At 62.9% G+C, this 14,570-nt stretch carries 12 protein-coding genes; 7 read left to right on the plus strand and 5 right to left on the minus strand.

Features of this window, described 5'->3' with window-relative positions; genetic code table 11:
• Positions 1-82: 82 nt before the first annotated feature.
• From LB513_RS16495 to LB513_RS16510, 4 genes are all read right to left on the minus strand, one after another.
• A complete protein-coding gene (locus LB513_RS16495) occupies positions 83-1,606 on the minus strand; it encodes a sugar ABC transporter ATP-binding protein (RefSeq protein ID WP_224664565.1) in 1,524 nt (507 codons plus the stop codon).
• A 154-nt stretch (positions 1,607-1,760) separates the two neighbouring features.
• Positions 1,761-2,753, minus strand: a complete 993-nt coding sequence (locus LB513_RS16500; RefSeq protein WP_224664566.1) for an ABC transporter substrate-binding protein — start codon at positions 2,751-2,753, stop codon at positions 1,761-1,763.
• A 336-nt stretch (positions 2,754-3,089) separates the two neighbouring features.
• Positions 3,090-4,088: an aldo/keto reductase gene (locus LB513_RS16505; protein ID WP_224664567.1), complete on the minus strand. Its 999-nt coding sequence runs from the start codon at positions 4,086-4,088 to the stop codon at positions 3,090-3,092.
• A 59-nt stretch (positions 4,089-4,147) separates the two neighbouring features.
• Positions 4,148-5,653: a UxaA family hydrolase gene (locus tag LB513_RS16510; RefSeq protein ID WP_224664568.1), complete on the minus strand. Its 1,506-nt coding sequence runs from the start codon at positions 5,651-5,653 to the stop codon at positions 4,148-4,150.
• 249 nt (positions 5,654-5,902) lie between these two features.
• Between LB513_RS16510 and LB513_RS16515 the strand changes: the two genes are divergently transcribed.
• The 6 genes from LB513_RS16515 to gndA all read left to right on the plus strand — a co-directional run bounded on the left by LB513_RS16515 (position 5,903) and on the right by gndA (position 11,746).
• Positions 5,903-6,805 carry a GntR family transcriptional regulator gene (locus LB513_RS16515; protein WP_224664569.1) on the plus strand — a complete coding sequence of 301 codons (903 nt, stop codon included), beginning with the start codon at positions 5,903-5,905 and terminating at the stop codon, positions 6,803-6,805.
• Between the two features lie 133 nt (positions 6,806-6,938).
• Positions 6,939-7,289 carry a DUF2946 family protein gene (locus LB513_RS16520; RefSeq protein WP_224664570.1) on the plus strand — a complete coding sequence of 117 codons (351 nt, stop codon included), beginning with the start codon at positions 6,939-6,941 and terminating at the stop codon, positions 7,287-7,289.
• Between the two features lie 87 nt (positions 7,290-7,376).
• Entirely contained in the window at positions 7,377-7,919 is a 543-nt protein-coding gene (locus LB513_RS16525; RefSeq protein ID WP_224664571.1) for a copper chaperone PCu(A)C, read from the plus strand.
• A gap of 35 nt (positions 7,920-7,954) precedes the next feature.
• Positions 7,955-8,473: a YcnI family protein gene (locus tag LB513_RS16530; RefSeq protein WP_224664572.1), complete on the plus strand. Its 519-nt coding sequence runs from the start codon at positions 7,955-7,957 to the stop codon at positions 8,471-8,473.
• Between the two features lie 54 nt (positions 8,474-8,527).
• Positions 8,528-10,165 (plus strand): copper resistance CopC/CopD family protein, encoded by a 1,638-nt coding sequence (locus LB513_RS16535; protein WP_224664573.1) that lies wholly within the window; start codon positions 8,528-8,530, stop codon positions 10,163-10,165.
• A 153-nt stretch (positions 10,166-10,318) separates the two neighbouring features.
• Complete coding sequence (gene gndA, locus LB513_RS16540; protein WP_224664574.1) at positions 10,319-11,746, plus strand: NADP-dependent phosphogluconate dehydrogenase; 1,428 nt, start codon at positions 10,319-10,321, stop codon at positions 11,744-11,746.
• Between the two features lie 3 nt (positions 11,747-11,749).
• On the opposite strand, the gene LB513_RS16545 is transcribed toward gndA, so the two are convergent.
• Entirely contained in the window at positions 11,750-12,817 is a 1,068-nt protein-coding gene (locus LB513_RS16545; protein WP_224664575.1) for a LacI family DNA-binding transcriptional regulator, read from the minus strand.
• Between the two features lie 388 nt (positions 12,818-13,205).
• Here LB513_RS16545 and LB513_RS16550 point away from each other — a divergent pair, with 388 nt between their 5' ends.
• Positions 13,206-14,462, plus strand: coding sequence for an ABC transporter substrate-binding protein (locus LB513_RS16550; protein WP_224664576.1), 1,257 nt, complete (start codon positions 13,206-13,208; stop codon positions 14,460-14,462).
• Positions 14,463-14,570 lie beyond the last annotated feature (108 nt).

Here is a 14,570-nt window from a genome sequence, read left to right on the forward strand (position 1 = left end):
CTCCCGTTTCTTCTTTTTACATTTTTCTTGTTTGAGCATGATCTCGTCCGAAAACCGGCTTCCACTTTTCGGGATCATGCTCCTAGCCGATCGCCTGGGTTAGAACGTCCTCGTGGCTGGCGGCACGAAAGCCGTGGCTTGCCACCAGTCTGCCGCGTCGGAACACATGCAGCGTGTCGGAGAGTTCGTAGACTTCGGGCAGGTAGGACGAGATCAGGATGATACCGGCGCCTTTTGACAAGAGCGCCCCGAACAGGCGGTAGATCTCGGCCTTGGTGCCGACATCGACGCCGACCGTCGGCTCGTCGAAAATGAACAGTTTGGCGCCGTGGGCAAGCCATTTGCCGATGACGATCTTCTGCTGGTTGCCACCTGAAAGGCTGGAGGCGAGGGCGCCGCGCGACGGCGTCTTGATGCGCAGGTCGGCGATCTGGCGGTCGGCCTGCACCTTCTCCTGCGCGCTCGATATCAGCAGATTGCTGGAAATGCGCTTGTAGATCGGCAGGTTGAGATTGAGGCCGACCGGCAAATTGAGGCAAAGGCCCTGGTCGCGGCGGCTTTCAGGCGCCAGTGCCATGCCGAGCTTGATCGCGTCATGCTCGGAATTCACCTGGACAGGCTTGCCTTCCCACAGGATCTCGCCGGCCGATTTCTTGTGCCGGCCGTAGAGCGTGGTGACGAATTCGCTGCGCCCAGCGCCGATCAGCCCGTAGAGGCCGACGATCTCGCCGGCACGGACGGTCATCGAGACATCCTCGAAGCCTTTGCCCGACAGGTTCCTTGCCTCGAGGATCGTGGCGCCCGGGGTAAAGTGCTCCTTGTGGTAGACCTGCTCGATCGAGCGGTTGATCATCATCTTGACCAGTTCGGCATCGTTGGTCTCGGCGATGTTGCGGGTCCCGACCAGCGTACCGTCGCGAAGCACGGAAACACGGTCGGCCAGTTCGAACACTTCTTCCATGCGATGGCTGATGTAGATGATCGTGACGCCTTCACCCTTGAGCCGGCGAATGAGGGTGAACAGCTGGTCGGCTTCCTTGCGGGTCAGGTAGGCCGTCGGTTCGTCGAAGATGAGGAATTTGGTGCCGCGCACCGTGGCGCGGGCGGCGGCGATCAGCTGCTGCTGGCCGATGGTGAGGTCGCCCAGCGTGACATGGGCGGGCAGGTCGAAGCCGAGATCGTCGATGATCTTCTGCGCTTCCCTGACCATGGCGCGTTGCTGCAGGATGCCGAAGCGAGAATTTTCCTCGCCAAGGAACATGTTGGCGGCGACGGTGAGGTGGCGGCAGAGCACGACCTCCTGGTGCACGGCATTGATCCCGAGCGCCATCGCCTCATGCGGCGTCGCCAGGGCGGCGGGCTGGCCTTCCCAGATGACCTCTCCGGAGGTGCGCGGCATGACGCCGGTCAAAAGCTTGATGAGGGTGGATTTGCCGGCGCCGTTCTCGCCAACGATGGCGTGGATCTCGCCGGACTTGAATGCGAGGTTCACCGGTTTCAGCGCGTGGGTGCCGGGATACCGCTTTTCCAGCCCGCGCAATTCGAGGATCGTGCGTCCTGGTTCCAGCACGGGGGCTGGATGGAGGTCCTGCGCTGTCGAAATCATGACAATCCTCCCAGATCGGCGTTCACGATTGGCACGCGGCGAGGCAAGGATATGCCCCGGGACAGCCTAGCTCAAGCCTGCCTATTGCCAAGCGATTGGTGCGCGGATGTTTCCGGGGCGCGGCGGCCCCGGAAACGATGCGGTCGAGCGATGCTCAGAGTTTCGGGTTGAGCAGCGCGTCGATCTTGGGATCCTTCATGTTGTCCTTGGTCACCAGATTGGCGCCGGTGTCCACATTGGCCTCGACCTTTTCGCCCTTGGAGGCGGCGAGCGCGGTCTTGATGCCATCGTAGCCCATCCGGTACGGATCCTGGACGACGAGGGCGGAGATAACGCCGTCATTGAGGAACTTGATCAGCTTCTCGTCGCTGTCGAAGCCAACCAGAGCCACCTTGCCGCCAAGGTTGTTTTCGGCGACAGCCTGGCCGACGCCCTGCGCCATGATCAGGTTGGAAGCGAAGATGCCCTTGAGGTTGGGGTTGGCGGTGATCAGGTCGGTGGCGATGTTGAGGCCGGTTGTGGCCTGGCCATCGGCGTATTTGTCGGCGACCAGCTTAAGACCGGGATATTTTGCCTTGAGCTGTTCGGTGAAGCCTTGCTTGCGCTGTTCGAGCGAGCCGGCACCGGGGGCGTTGGTGATCAGCGCGACATCACCCTCGATCTTGCCGCCATTGGCGGCGCCGATCGCGGCGGCGAGGCCGTCGGCGGCGACACGGCCGCCTTGCACGTTGTCGGTGGTCAAGAACGAGGTGAAGGCCTTGGAGTCGGCGCCGGAGTCGATGCCGATGATCTTGACCTTGGCCGCTGCTTCGTCGATCGGCTTGCCGAGCGCCTTGAATTCGGTCGGCGAGATGACGATCGCCGCCGGGTTGCTGGCGACGGCGTTTTCGAGGATCGAGATCTGGCCGTTGACGTCGGTTTCAGCCTGGGCGCCGAGTTCCGGCACGTTGACGCCGAGGTCCTTTCCGGCCTTGCGGGCGCCGGCCAGAACGATCTGCCAATAGAAGGACGTGGTATCCTTGACGATGATCGGAATGGTCACGTCCGCCGCCGAAACAGGCGCCGAATGCATGACGCCTGCGAGCATCGACGCCGCTGCCAGCGCCATCACGGCGCGGCGATTGAGAATGCTGGTTACGAATTTCATAGGTTTCCTCCCTAAGTCGCCCGGTGAACGTTAAGAAAGCCCCGTTCGGAAGGCGCAGCCAAACAGAACTTTATCAATAAAAAACAGTTGCAATATTTTGATAGTGCATCGATCAAGACGATGCAAGCGCTGTTTCAAGCCGGCCCTGCCTACATCCGACAGGTAACCGCCGCACACCCCTGGCGGCGGCGATCCCGTGCTCCGCCTTCGGCTACCTGTCATGGAATATTAGTTCCATCACGCCGTCAATATGGAATGGCTATTCTTCATGTTCGAGCCTTTTGGGGAGGCCAAAGAATCCGGATACCTGGTGCTCGCGGTCAAGTGATGGCTGCTTCACGCAAGGTCCTGGACCACCGTATAGGGACGATATTTGGCGTATTCCGTTTGCGGCACGTCGATATCGAGCAGATCAAGATTGCGTGCCAGATTGGCCGGCTTGGCGGTCCCGGTCAGCACGGTGGCGACCACGGGCTCGTGCAGCGGAAACTGGAAGGCGGCGGCAGCCAGGGGATAACCGCCCTCAGCGGCGATCCTTCCCATTGCATCGACCCGGGCAAGAATATCCTCGCTCGCCGGCGCATAGTCGAAATTCGCGCCCATTACCGGGCCCGTGGCCAGTATGCCGGAATTGAACACACCGCCGATGACAAGGGAGGTCTGTCGCGCCCTGCACAAAGGCAGCAGTTCGGCTTCCGCGCTGCGGTCGAGCAAGGTGTAGCGGCTGGCAAGCAGGATGCAGTCGAGTGGCGCGCGGCGCATCACGTCCAGGCAGATGGGGACTTCGTTGACGCCGAGCCCATAGGCGGAAATCGTGCCGGAACGTTTCAATTCATCAAGCGCCTTGAGGCCGCCATCCATCAGTTGGCGAAAGTGGAGCTTGGTCTTCTCGACGCCGTGCGTGTAAGCGCCGATGTCATGGACGTAGAGGATGTCGATCTTGTTCAGGCCGAGCCGCGCATAGCTGAAATCGACGGATCGCATGATGCCATCGTAGGAATAGTCATAGTCGAGCGCGAAAGGCAGCGGCTCGACATAGGCGTGATCGGGAACCTGGTCTTCCGGCACCGGGCGGAACAGCCGACCGACCTTGGTGGACAGCACATAGGAATCGCGCGGCTTCGCGCGCAGGAAGTCGCCGAAGCGGCGTTCCGAGAGGCCGAAGCCGTAGAAGGGCGCGGTGTCGAAATAGCGCAGGCCAGCGTCCCAGGCGCCCTGCAGCGTTTCCATCGCCGCCGCGCGCGAACAGGCGCGGTAGAGGCCGCCTATGGCGGCGCCGCCGAAACTAATCTCGGTAACCTCGAGCGCCGTCTGGCCGATGCGGCGTGTTTGCATGCGAAAATCCTCTCCGTTCCGGGCCGCGGCCGGCTCGACAGATTGCTGCTCGGTCCGGTTTAGAGCGTCGCTCCGAGGTGCCACGGCACGAATTCATTGTCGCCGTAACCGAACTCCTCGCTCTTGGTCTTGCGGCCGGAAGCCGTCTCCACGATCAGTTCGAAGATCTCGCGGCCCATGCCGGCGATTGTCTTTTCGCCGGAAGCAATGACGCCGCAGTTGACGTCCATGTCCTCTTCCATCTGATGATACATGGTGGAGTTGGTGGCGACCTTTATCGACGGCGTCGGCCGGCAGCCGAAGCAGGAACCCCGGCCGGTGGTGAAGACGATGACGTTCGCGCCGCCCGCGACCTGGCCGGTTGCCGACACGGGGTCGTAGCCGGGCGTGTCCATGAACACCAAGCCGCTGCCGGTGACCTTTTCGGCGTAGCCGAAGACGCCGTTGAGCGGCGTCTGGCCGCCCTTGGCGACAGCCCCAAGCGATTTCTCGAGAATGGTGGTGAGGCCGCCACGCTTGTTGCCGGGCGAGGGATTGTTGTCGATCGAGGCGCCATGCTTGGCGACATGGTCCTCCCACCATTTGACGAAACCGTCGAGCTTCTGGGCGATTTCCGGCGTTGCCGCGCGATAGGCGAGCAGATGTTCGGCGCCATAGATTTCGGTCGTCTCGGACAGGATGCCGATACCGCCGACGCCGGCCAGGATGTCGACAGCCGCGCCCAGCGCCGGATTGGCTGTGATGCCCGACATGCCGTCGGAACCGCCACATTGCAGGCCAACGACGATCTCGCTGACCGGGATCGGCTCGCGCTTCAGCTGGCCGACTTCCTCGGCAATGTCGGCCAAGACCAACATCGCCTTTTCCACCGATTTGCGCGACCCGCCGGACTCCTGGATGTTGAAATGGCGTTTGCCCGCAGCGACACCCTTCTGGCCGTAAAGGGTGAGCTGGTTGACCTCGCAGCCGAGGCCGACCATCAGCACGCCGCCGAAATTCGGGTGGCGGGCATAGCCGGCCAGAGTGCGGTGCAGCACCATCATCCCGTCGCCGGTGCCGCTCATGCCACAGCCCTGGCCGTGGACGATCGGCACGAAGCCGTCGATGCCGGGATATTTCGGCAGCAAGGTCCGGTTGGCGGCGTCGGCGATGGAATGGCAGACCGTGGCCGAGCAATTGACGCTGGCAAGGATGCCGATGAAGTTGCGCGTACCGGCGCGGCCGTCGGCGCGGCGATAGCCCATGAAGGTGCGGGCGCGGTCGGCCTCGGTGGCGTGCTCGGCTTCACTGGGCGGCACCACCGGCAAGCGGCCGGATTCGAAGACCAGATTATGCGAATGGACATGCTCGCCGGGCGCGATGTCTTGCGTGGCGCGGCCGATCGCCTGCGCGTATTTCACCACCGCCTCGCCTGCGGCGATCGCTTTGATCGCCACTTTGTGGCCGGGTTCGATGAGGGTCGCGGCAAGCGCGCCGCCTGGCAGCGCCGTGCCGATCTCGATGCGGCCATTGGCAACCGCAACATTGTCGGCCGGGGATAGAAGAATGGTGTTGGAGACGTTCACGGGCGGGTTCCTGGGTAATCCTGGGATGCGCGCGGATTGACACGCGCTTGATAAGAGTTAATGTCTTTTATCGTGAAAAAACAGTTTTCCGTCAATTGTTTTTTCGCTGGCGTTGTGGCGCCTCCGGCTCAAGGGCATTGCGGCCGATGAAGACCCGAGCGGAAGCGATTTGCTGCTTTCCAGGGCCAGGGGAACGTCATATTGCGCTTCGAGCCGGTCATGCAAGCACCGGCATTGGGTGGGGCAGGGATGTCGAAGAGCAACAACGTCTACAAGGACGCCTACAACAGGTGCCTCAGGCTCCTCGACGAGACGCGCAGCCTGCCTTCGGAGCCGGAGCTCGGAATTTTGCTCGGCGTCAGCCGCACCACGGTGCGCAGCATCCTGGCGCGCATGGAAGAAACCGGCCTGATCGCCTGGAACAAGCGCGCCAAGACGGTGCTGCGCGAACCGGGCGCCGACGATTTCTTTCCCGAGGAGGAGACCGACACGCTGGCGCAGATCATCGAGCGGTCGTTCATGCGGCGGCTGCTCGCCGGCGGCGCCGAAGCCGGCATGCAGATCAACGAGCTTGAGCTGGCGCGCGAGATCGGAGTCGGCACCACCAGCGTGCGCGAGTTCCTGATCCGCTTCTCCCGTTTCGGCCTCATAGAAAAGCGCCGCAACAGCCATTGGGTGCTGAAAGGCTTCACCCGCGCCTTCGCGCTGGAACTGACCGAAATCCGCGAGATATTCGAAATGCGGTCGGCTGCAGCTTTCGCGGCTTTGCCGAGCGACAGCCCGGTCTGGGCCGATCTCGACCGTCTGGAGGCCGAGCATCATCTGCTGGCCAGTCAGATCGCCACGCGCTTCAACGAATTCTCGGAGCTGGACGAGCGCTTCCACCGGCTTATCCATCGCGCCTCCCACAACCGCTTCATCGTCGATTTCTACGACGTCATCGCGATGATCTTCCACTACCATTATCAGTGGAACAAGGCGCAGGAACGCGAGCGCAACGAAGTCGCGGTCGGCGAACATCTGGCCTATATCGAAGCCCTCAAATCGCGCGACCTCGGCAAGGTGGACGCCGCCTGCCGCAGGCATCTGAAGTCGGCGCGCCAGACATTGCTCACCTCGATCCCCGAAAGCCGGCTGCCGATGAAATCCTGACCATGCCGCGTTGCCGCAGGATCGAATTGCCGATTTTCGGCCTGTCGCCGACATGGTAGATATGGCTCGTGACTGCTGAGGCAAATCGTTCGAGGGGGCAAGTCGCCTGAACAAGAGGGCAAGACAGTGGAGCATGCCGGTCGCGCTTGTCGCGGCCTATTTGCTGCTGCTCCAGTCGACGCTCGGCGCTTTCGCCTTCGGCATCGGCCCTGAGGGTTCGCAACTCGACGCCTTCGGCAATGTCATCTGTACGCATGAGGGCGCCGCGGAGCGTCCGGGCGGCAATCCGCCGTCGCATCTGCCCGCGTGCTGCGTGCTTGGCTGCGGCACGTTTTCGTCGGCCTTCGCGCCACCGCCCGATGCGGCACCGGCGATGGGCAGCCATTCCTTCGAAGCGGTCGTCTTCGTCTTTCCAACGGCCGTTCATCTCGAATTCGCACGCCAGCGCTCGCCCTCGAACCCACGCGCGCCGCCGCTGGCCTGAGCCGCGCGCCTATTCACGGCCGTACTCACCCCAGATCAAACCAGTCGCGGCCGGCAACGGCGCGATCGTCATTTCCATGGAGAAACCATGTCCCGTTCTTTCCGAAACGCCGCGCGTCCGACGCCCGGCGCCCTCCGGCACAGGATCGAGGAGCGTCTCGGCATTGCCGTGTTCACCCTTGCCCTTCTGTTTCTGTGCGCACAGACCGTTTTCGCACATGAGTTCAAAATCGGCGATCTTGAGATCGGTCATCCCTGGTCGCGTGCCACGCCGGCCGGCGCCAAGGTAGCCGGCGGATATTTCACCATCACCAACAAGGGCGGCACGGCGGATCGGCTGCTGTCGATTTCCTCCGACATCTCCGACAAAGCGGAACTGCACGAGATGGGCGTCGAGGATGGCGTCATGACCATGCGGCCGGTTGCCGGAGGCCTGGAGATCCCCGCCGGCGGCAAGGTGGCCCTGGCGCCCGGCGGCTATCACCTGATGTTCGTCGGCCTGAAGCGGCAGCCCAAGCAGGGCGAAACATTCTCCGCCACGCTGACCTTCGAGAAGGCCGGCGTCGTCAGCGTCGATTTCGCCGTCGAAGGCATGGGCGAGACTGGCGCAATGGACGACCACGCAAATTGATCGCGCCAAACAGATTTGAAATCGGAGGGACCAACATGAACAAGTATCTTTTATCGGCGGGCGCGCTTCTCGCCTTGGGGACAAGTGCCGCCTTCTCGCATATCACGCTCGAAACCCAGGAGGCCGCGGTCGGCTCCACCTACAAGGCCGTGCTGCGCGTACCGCACGGCTGCGACGGCAAGGCGACCACCGCCGTGCGCGTGCAGATTCCGGAAGGGGTGATCGCGGTGAAGCCCATGCCGAAGCCCGGCTGGACGCTGCAGACCAAGAAGGGGAAATACGAGAAGTCGTACGAACTCTACGGCCAGGCGGTGACCGACGGGGTCAAGGAAGTCGACTGGAGCGGCGGCAGCTTGCCGGATGAGTTCTACGACGAGTTCGTCTTTCGCGGGACACTGACGGCGGACCTCCCTGCCGACCGGAAACTCTACTTCCCGGTGGTGCAGGAATGCGACGGCGTCGTCGAGCGCTGGATCGAGATTCCGGCGGCCGGCCAGGATGAGGACGCGCTGGAGACCCCCGCTCCCGGCATCAAGCTCTTGCCAAAGAAATGACCTCATGGCGGCGCGCCTTGTTCGCAGGGCACGCCGCGGTTCTGTGGCTGTGACATGAACGCGATACGCCCCCTTCAGAGTACCGATAAGGCCGGCGGACCGGCGGCCCGGATTGCCGGATGGCTGTTAGCCGTGGTGATCGGGCTCATCGTCATGGCCTCGCCCAGCCAAGCCTTCGGCCATGCCGCGCTGATCAAGGCTGACCCGGCCGACGGCGCGGTGCTGGCGCAGTCTCCGGCGCGATTTTCGCTGATTTTCAGCGAGCCGGTATCGCCCCTGGTGCTGACCCTGGTGAAGCCTGACGGCGCTCCGGTCCCGCTAACAAGCTTCCGTCTCGCCGACCAGACGGTCACAATCGATAATCCGCAGGCGCTTGGATCAGGCACGCATGTGCTGAGCTGGCGCGTCATCTCGGCGGATGGTCATCCGGTCGGTGGCTCCTTGCTGTTTTCCATTGGCGTGCCGACGGAGGCACCGGCAGTTTCGGAGGCGATCGACTGGCCGCCGCGGTTGGCGCTCTGGGTGGGCAAGGTCTTTCTCTACATCGGCCTTTTCCTCGGCGTCGGAGGCGCCTTCGCCCTGGTCTGGCTGGCGGGGCATGGTCGTGTCGGCCAAAGTTTCGTCACGGCCACGCTCCTGTGCGGGCTGATCGCTGCGCCGTTTTCACTGGGTTCTCAGGGTCTCGACGCGCTCGGAGCGCCCTTCTCCCGTTTCGCCGAGCCAATCATCTGGCGAACCGGGCTCGCGACAAGTTTCGGCTGGACCGTATTGATCGCCCTGGTCGCGCTAGGCCTTGGCCTGCTGTCGCTGGCCGGACCGCGCCAAGCTGCCAAGCCGCTGGCGCTTGCCGGGCTGGCCGGCGTGGGTGCCGCGCTTGCCGCAAGCGGCCACGCCAGCGCGGCCGAACCGCAATGGCTGACACGGCCGATGGTGTTCCTGCACGGCATCGGCATCGCCTTCTGGGCGGGGGCGCTGGCACCGCTTGGTCTTGCACTGAAAGGTACATCGGTAGAGGGCGGTACATTCCTGCGGCGCTTCTCACGCATGATCATGCCCGTGGTGGGCGTGCTTGCCGTCGCCGGTATCGTGCTGGCAGTCATCCAGGTGCAGACGCCCGCCGCGCTGCTCGCGACCGCCTATGGCCGGCTGCTTCTGGTCAAGCTGGGGCTGCTGGTGTTCCTGTTCACGCTCGCCGGCATAAACCGCTGGAGACTGACCGCATCGGCCGAGGTCGGGGCGACGGAAGTGCAACGCAGGCTCGCCCGTTCGATCGGCGTCGAGATGCTGATCGTCCTGGCGATCTTCGGCGTTGCCGCGGGCTGGCGCTTCACGCCGCCGCCTCGGGCAATAGCCATTGCGGCCGCCCAGCCGGTGTCGGTTCACATCCATGCATTGCAAGCGATGGCGGATCTGACAATTATGCCCGGCCATGCTGGGCCGGTCTCCGCCTCGATGATCATCATGACCGGCGACTTCGGGCCGCTCGACGCCAAGGAAGTGACATTGGTGCTGTCCAAACCCGATTCCGGCATTGAGCCACTGAAGCGCGCGGCGACCAAGCCCGGCGACGGCAGCTGGCGTGTCGACAATCTCGTTATCCCGGTTCCCGGCCGATGGACGGCGCGCATCGACATGCTGGTCTCAGATTTCGAGATGGTGAAGATCGAGGCGCCTGTCGACATCAGGCCGTAAATCGACCACATGCGAGAAGAGCTGCCGAAGGCGCTGTAAACATGGCTGGCTGAAACACAATTCGGCGAGGCGGTTGACGTGACTTGAAAGGCCCGTCAATCATCGCCGCAAATTACGGGCTCCAACCAACAAAATCCGAAGCAGGGAAGAACGATGGAAAAAGCCGAAATCGGTCTGATCGGCCTTGGCACGATGGGCTCCAATCTGGCGCTCAACATAGCCGAGCATGGCCACCGCATCGCCGTCTTCAATCGCACAAAGGCACGGACCGACGCTTTCCTCAACAATGCCGGGGCGCTTAGGGACATGGTTGTGCCTTGCTACAGCCTGGAGGAACTCGCCGCCGCGATCAAACCGCCGCGCCCGGTCATCATCATGGTGCTGGCCGGCAAGCCGGTCGACGAGCAGATCGAGGCGTTGCGCGGCGTTCTTTCGGCAAACGACATCGTCATCGACGCCGGCAACGCCAATTTCCGCGACACGATGCGCCGTTTCTCCGAGCTCTCCAGCTCCGGCCTGACCTTCATCGGCATGGGTGTGTCCGGCGGCGAGGAGGGCGCGCGCCACGGGCCGTCGATCATGGTCGGGGGCACTGAAGAGTCCTGGAAGCGGGTCGAGAAGGTGCTGACCGCCATCTCGGCCAAGTTCAGGGATGAACCCTGCGCGGCATGGCTCGGCACCGATGGCGCCGGGCATTTCGTCAAGACCATCCATAATGGCATCGAATATGCCGACATGCAGATGATCGCCGAGATCTACGGCATCCTGCGCGATGGGCTCGGCATGGGGCCGAAGGAGATCGGCGCCGTTTTTGAAGAGTGGAACAAGGGCCGGCTGAACTCCTACCTGATCGAGATCACTGCGAAAGTCCTCGCGGCCGACGATCCGAAGACCGGCAAGCCGGTGGTCGACATCATCCTCGACCGCGCCGGCCAGAAGGGCACCGGCAAATGGTCGGTCATCGAGGCGCAGCAGCTCGGCATTCCTGCGACCGCGATCGAGGCCGCGGTGGCGGCGCGCGTTCTGTCGTCGATCAAGGACGAAAGGCTGGCGGCCGAAAAAGCCTATGGCGATATCGGCGTTACGAAAATTTCCGGGGACAGGGACGTGCTGCTGAAAGATCTCGAACTGGCGTTGTTCGCCGGCAAGATCGCCGCTTACGCCCAAGGTTTCGCGGTGATGAGCGGCGCCTCGAAGGAGTTCAATTGGAACCTGCCAATGCCGACCATCGCCAAGATCTGGCGGGCGGGCTGCATCATCCGCTCGCAATTGCTGGACACCATGGCGGACGCTTTCGGCGCCGGCGGCGCAGCCACCAACCTCCTGATGGCGCCGGCCTTCATCTCGTTGATGCAGGAGGCGCATCCATCCCTGCGGCGCGTCGTGGCCAAGGCGTCGGAGGCAGGCACGCCGGTGCCGGCATTGTCGTCGGCGCTGGCCTATTTCGACAGCTATCGCCAGGGCCGGGGCACGTCCAACCTGATCCAGGCGCAACGCGATTTCTTCGGCGCGCATGGCTTCGAGCGCATTGGCGAGCAGGGCGCGTTCCATGGACCCTGGGGCAGCGGCGCGGCCGGATAGACCTCAGAAAGTAGTCTGGACCGTCGCGGGCGGACTGAACGCCTGAACGTCGCCGGCTGCGACCAGCCTCTGCAGGGAGCCGGGTTCGGCGCCGCCGATCAGGCCGAGCACCGAGCGGGCAAGCTCGGCGCCGGCCAGGCGGAAGTTCTCATTGACGACCAGCAACTCCCTGCGAAACAGGTGCAGCAGGTCGGCCGACTGTTTCGACACCACATCCACGTCGCGGCCAAGCACGAGGCCGGCATCCTCGATGCCTGCGACAATAGCGAGCGTCGCGGCCGCGGCGCTGCTGACGAAACCGTCCGGCCTGATGTCGCGGCGCATCAATTGCGCGGTCCTTGTCCTGATCTGCTCGAGCGTGTTGTCGATCGACACTGTGTTGAACGGGATTTCGCTGGCGCCGACCTCGCCCAGCGCGTCGGCGAAGCCATTAATGGTGTGGGAATGGTAGGTCAGCTCGGGCGGCGGCGCCAGCAGCGCCAGCCTGCGCCGACCCATGCTGGCCAGACGTCGCACGGAAGCTGAAGCGAAGGCATAATTGTCGAAGTCATGGTAGGGGTGGATGAGGCCCATATCGGTACGGCCATGCGTGGCAAAAGGCATGCCGTGCTCCAGCATGTAGCGGGCACGGGGATCGTTGGGCTGCGTCCGCGAGATGATGACGCCGTCCGCCGAGCCGGTCTCGACAAGATAGCGGATCGGCTCCATCGGATCCTGCGAGCGCGAATAGGGCGTGACGATCAGGTGATATGGCGTTTCGGAGAGCACTTCCGAAACGCCGTAGATAATATCCGACACGAAGCTCATGATTTCGCGATCGGTGTTGAGCACGAGGCTGATGACATTGGTCCTGCCGGTGCGCAGCCGAACGCCGGCCCGGTTCGGCCGGTAGCCGATCTGCTTGGCCACCAGTTGCACCCGGCGCCTGGTTTCGGCGCCGATTTCGGGTGCGTCCTTCAAGGCACGTGACACAGTGGTGACACCCAGGCCGGTCATGAAGGCAAGCATCTTCAATGTCGGCCGTTCTTGCGCCGATGTCGTCTCGTTCTTTTCGGTCCGCTGTCTGTCCATTCATCCCGCCCGTCAGGCGCATAGCAGGTCGCATGGTCGGTCGGCAATCGCCGCCATCGGTGCCCGAAATACGTTCCCACCCTCGTCAATGGTCGTAAACTGAAACGTTACAGATTGCCAGCCTAGCGCTTAGGATCTGCGGCAACGTCAGAGCGGCTTCCGGTCAAACCTATGGAAACCCATGGGAAATTATTGGACTAGGCATGTTTGGTAGGTCGTGTCGCATTTGGTTTGTGCAGCTCGAAGCATATACTACTGCGATGCAACATCAGCTTGAGCTTGTGTTCGGTTCCAAGAGCTTCGGAGTTGCCCGGACAAGAGGGTTGCACAGTTCACGTAATTCAAGTATCGAAAATCTGTAACGTTTCAGATTCTGGGAGGAACCGAAATGCGATACGGATTAGTGACCGCCGCGCTGGCGGTGTCGACCGCGCTGCAGTTTGCCGGCCAGGCCGCTGCCGCCGACGTGGAAGTGATCCATTGGTGGACCTCGAAGGGCGAGTCGGCCGCGGTCTCGCAATTCGCGAAGGCGTTCGACAATGACGGTCATGGCGACAAGTGGGTGGACAGCGCGATCGCGCTCGGGGAAACCGCTCGCTCGACCGTGATGCAGCGTGTGCTGGGCGGCGATCCTCCCGGTGCGGCCCAGTTCAATCCCGGCCGGCAGTACGAGGAACTGATTTCGGGTGGCAAGCTGCTCGACCTCACCGATGTCGCGACGGCGGGCAAGTGGGATGAGGTCATTCGCCCGAAAGCGATCGGTGGCGCCTGCCTGGTCGACGGCCATTGGTGGTGCGTCCCGGTCAACATCCATTCCAATTACTGGGCGTGGTATTCCAAGCCGGTCTTCGAAAAGGCCGGGGTGCCGGAGCCGAAGAACCTGGACGAGTTCATCGCGGCGGCGCCAAAGATCAAGGAGGCAGGCCTCATTCCCTTCGCCATAGGCGGCGACGGCAATGGCTGGCAGATCCAGCTCCTGTTCCAGGACATGGTCACCGCAGCCCTCGGCGTCGCCAAGCGCGACGAGATGTATACGAAGAAGAGCGCCGACATTGCCGGCGGAGCCGAAATGAAGGGCGTCTTCACGCAGCTGCGGGCCCTGAAGCAGTTCAGCGACAATGGCTACGCCAACCGCAACTGGAACGACACCACCAATCTGGTGATCACCGGCAAGGCCGGACTTCAGGTGATGGGCGACTGGGCGCGCGGCGAATTCGCGGCTGCCGGTATGACCGGCGTCAAGGATTTCGGCTGCATGATCGGCTTGAACGAGGCAAAGCCGGTGGTCAGCACCGACGGCGACATCATCGTCTTCTTCAAGCAGGACAATACCGATGTCGAGGCGGCGCAGAAGCGTCTGGCGGCGCTGCTGATCAGCCCTGAAGTCCAGGTCGCTTTCAACAATGCCAAGGGCTCGATGCCGGTGCGTGGCGATGTCGACATGTCGACCGCCGACCCCTGCATGCAGAAGGCGCTGAAGGCAGTCGAAGACCCGGCCAACATCGTCACAGCGACGAACCGGTTCATCACCGAGAACACCAATCAGCAGATCAATGAACTCGTTGCGCAGTTCTTCGCCGATGACACCATGACCGCTGACGACGCGACTGCGAAGTTCGCCACCATCATCGGCAATTCCGACTAGCACCGATCATCGACCGAGGCGCTGACCTGACGACGGCGCCTCGATCGCCTTTGGCCCGTCGAGGATCGGGTGAAGGGCCGGCGTTGGTCGGTTCGCCCGGCGGTTTTC

The sequence above is a fragment of the Mesorhizobium sp. ES1-1 genome (assembly GCF_020164785.1).
Classification (GTDB): Bacteria; Pseudomonadota; Alphaproteobacteria; order Rhizobiales; family Rhizobiaceae; genus Mesorhizobium.

Excerpts from the sequence above, each read along its gene's own strand:
- LB513_RS16495 (WP_224664565.1), bottom strand. The coding sequence starts at position 1,606 with ATGATTTCGACAGCGCAGGACCTCCATCCAGCCCCCGTGCTGGAACCA.
- LB513_RS16500 (WP_224664566.1), bottom strand. The coding sequence starts at position 2,753 with ATGAAATTCGTAACCAGCATTCTCAATCGCCGCGCCGTGATGGCGCTG.
- LB513_RS16505 (WP_224664567.1), bottom strand. The coding sequence starts at position 4,088 with ATGCAAACACGCCGCATCGGCCAGACGGCGCTCGAGGTTACCGAGATT.
- LB513_RS16515 (WP_224664569.1), top strand. The coding sequence starts at position 5,903 with ATGTCGAAGAGCAACAACGTCTACAAGGACGCCTACAACAGGTGCCTC.
- LB513_RS16520 (WP_224664570.1), top strand. The coding sequence starts at position 6,939 with ATGCCGGTCGCGCTTGTCGCGGCCTATTTGCTGCTGCTCCAGTCGACG.
- LB513_RS16525 (WP_224664571.1), top strand. The coding sequence starts at position 7,377 with ATGTCCCGTTCTTTCCGAAACGCCGCGCGTCCGACGCCCGGCGCCCTC.
- LB513_RS16530 (WP_224664572.1), top strand. The coding sequence starts at position 7,955 with ATGAACAAGTATCTTTTATCGGCGGGCGCGCTTCTCGCCTTGGGGACA.
- LB513_RS16535 (WP_224664573.1), top strand. The coding sequence starts at position 8,528 with ATGAACGCGATACGCCCCCTTCAGAGTACCGATAAGGCCGGCGGACCG.
- gndA (WP_224664574.1), top strand. The coding sequence starts at position 10,319 with ATGGAAAAAGCCGAAATCGGTCTGATCGGCCTTGGCACGATGGGCTCC.
- LB513_RS16545 (WP_224664575.1), bottom strand. The coding sequence starts at position 12,817 with ATGGACAGACAGCGGACCGAAAAGAACGAGACGACATCGGCGCAAGAA.
- LB513_RS16550 (WP_224664576.1), top strand. The coding sequence starts at position 13,206 with ATGCGATACGGATTAGTGACCGCCGCGCTGGCGGTGTCGACCGCGCTG.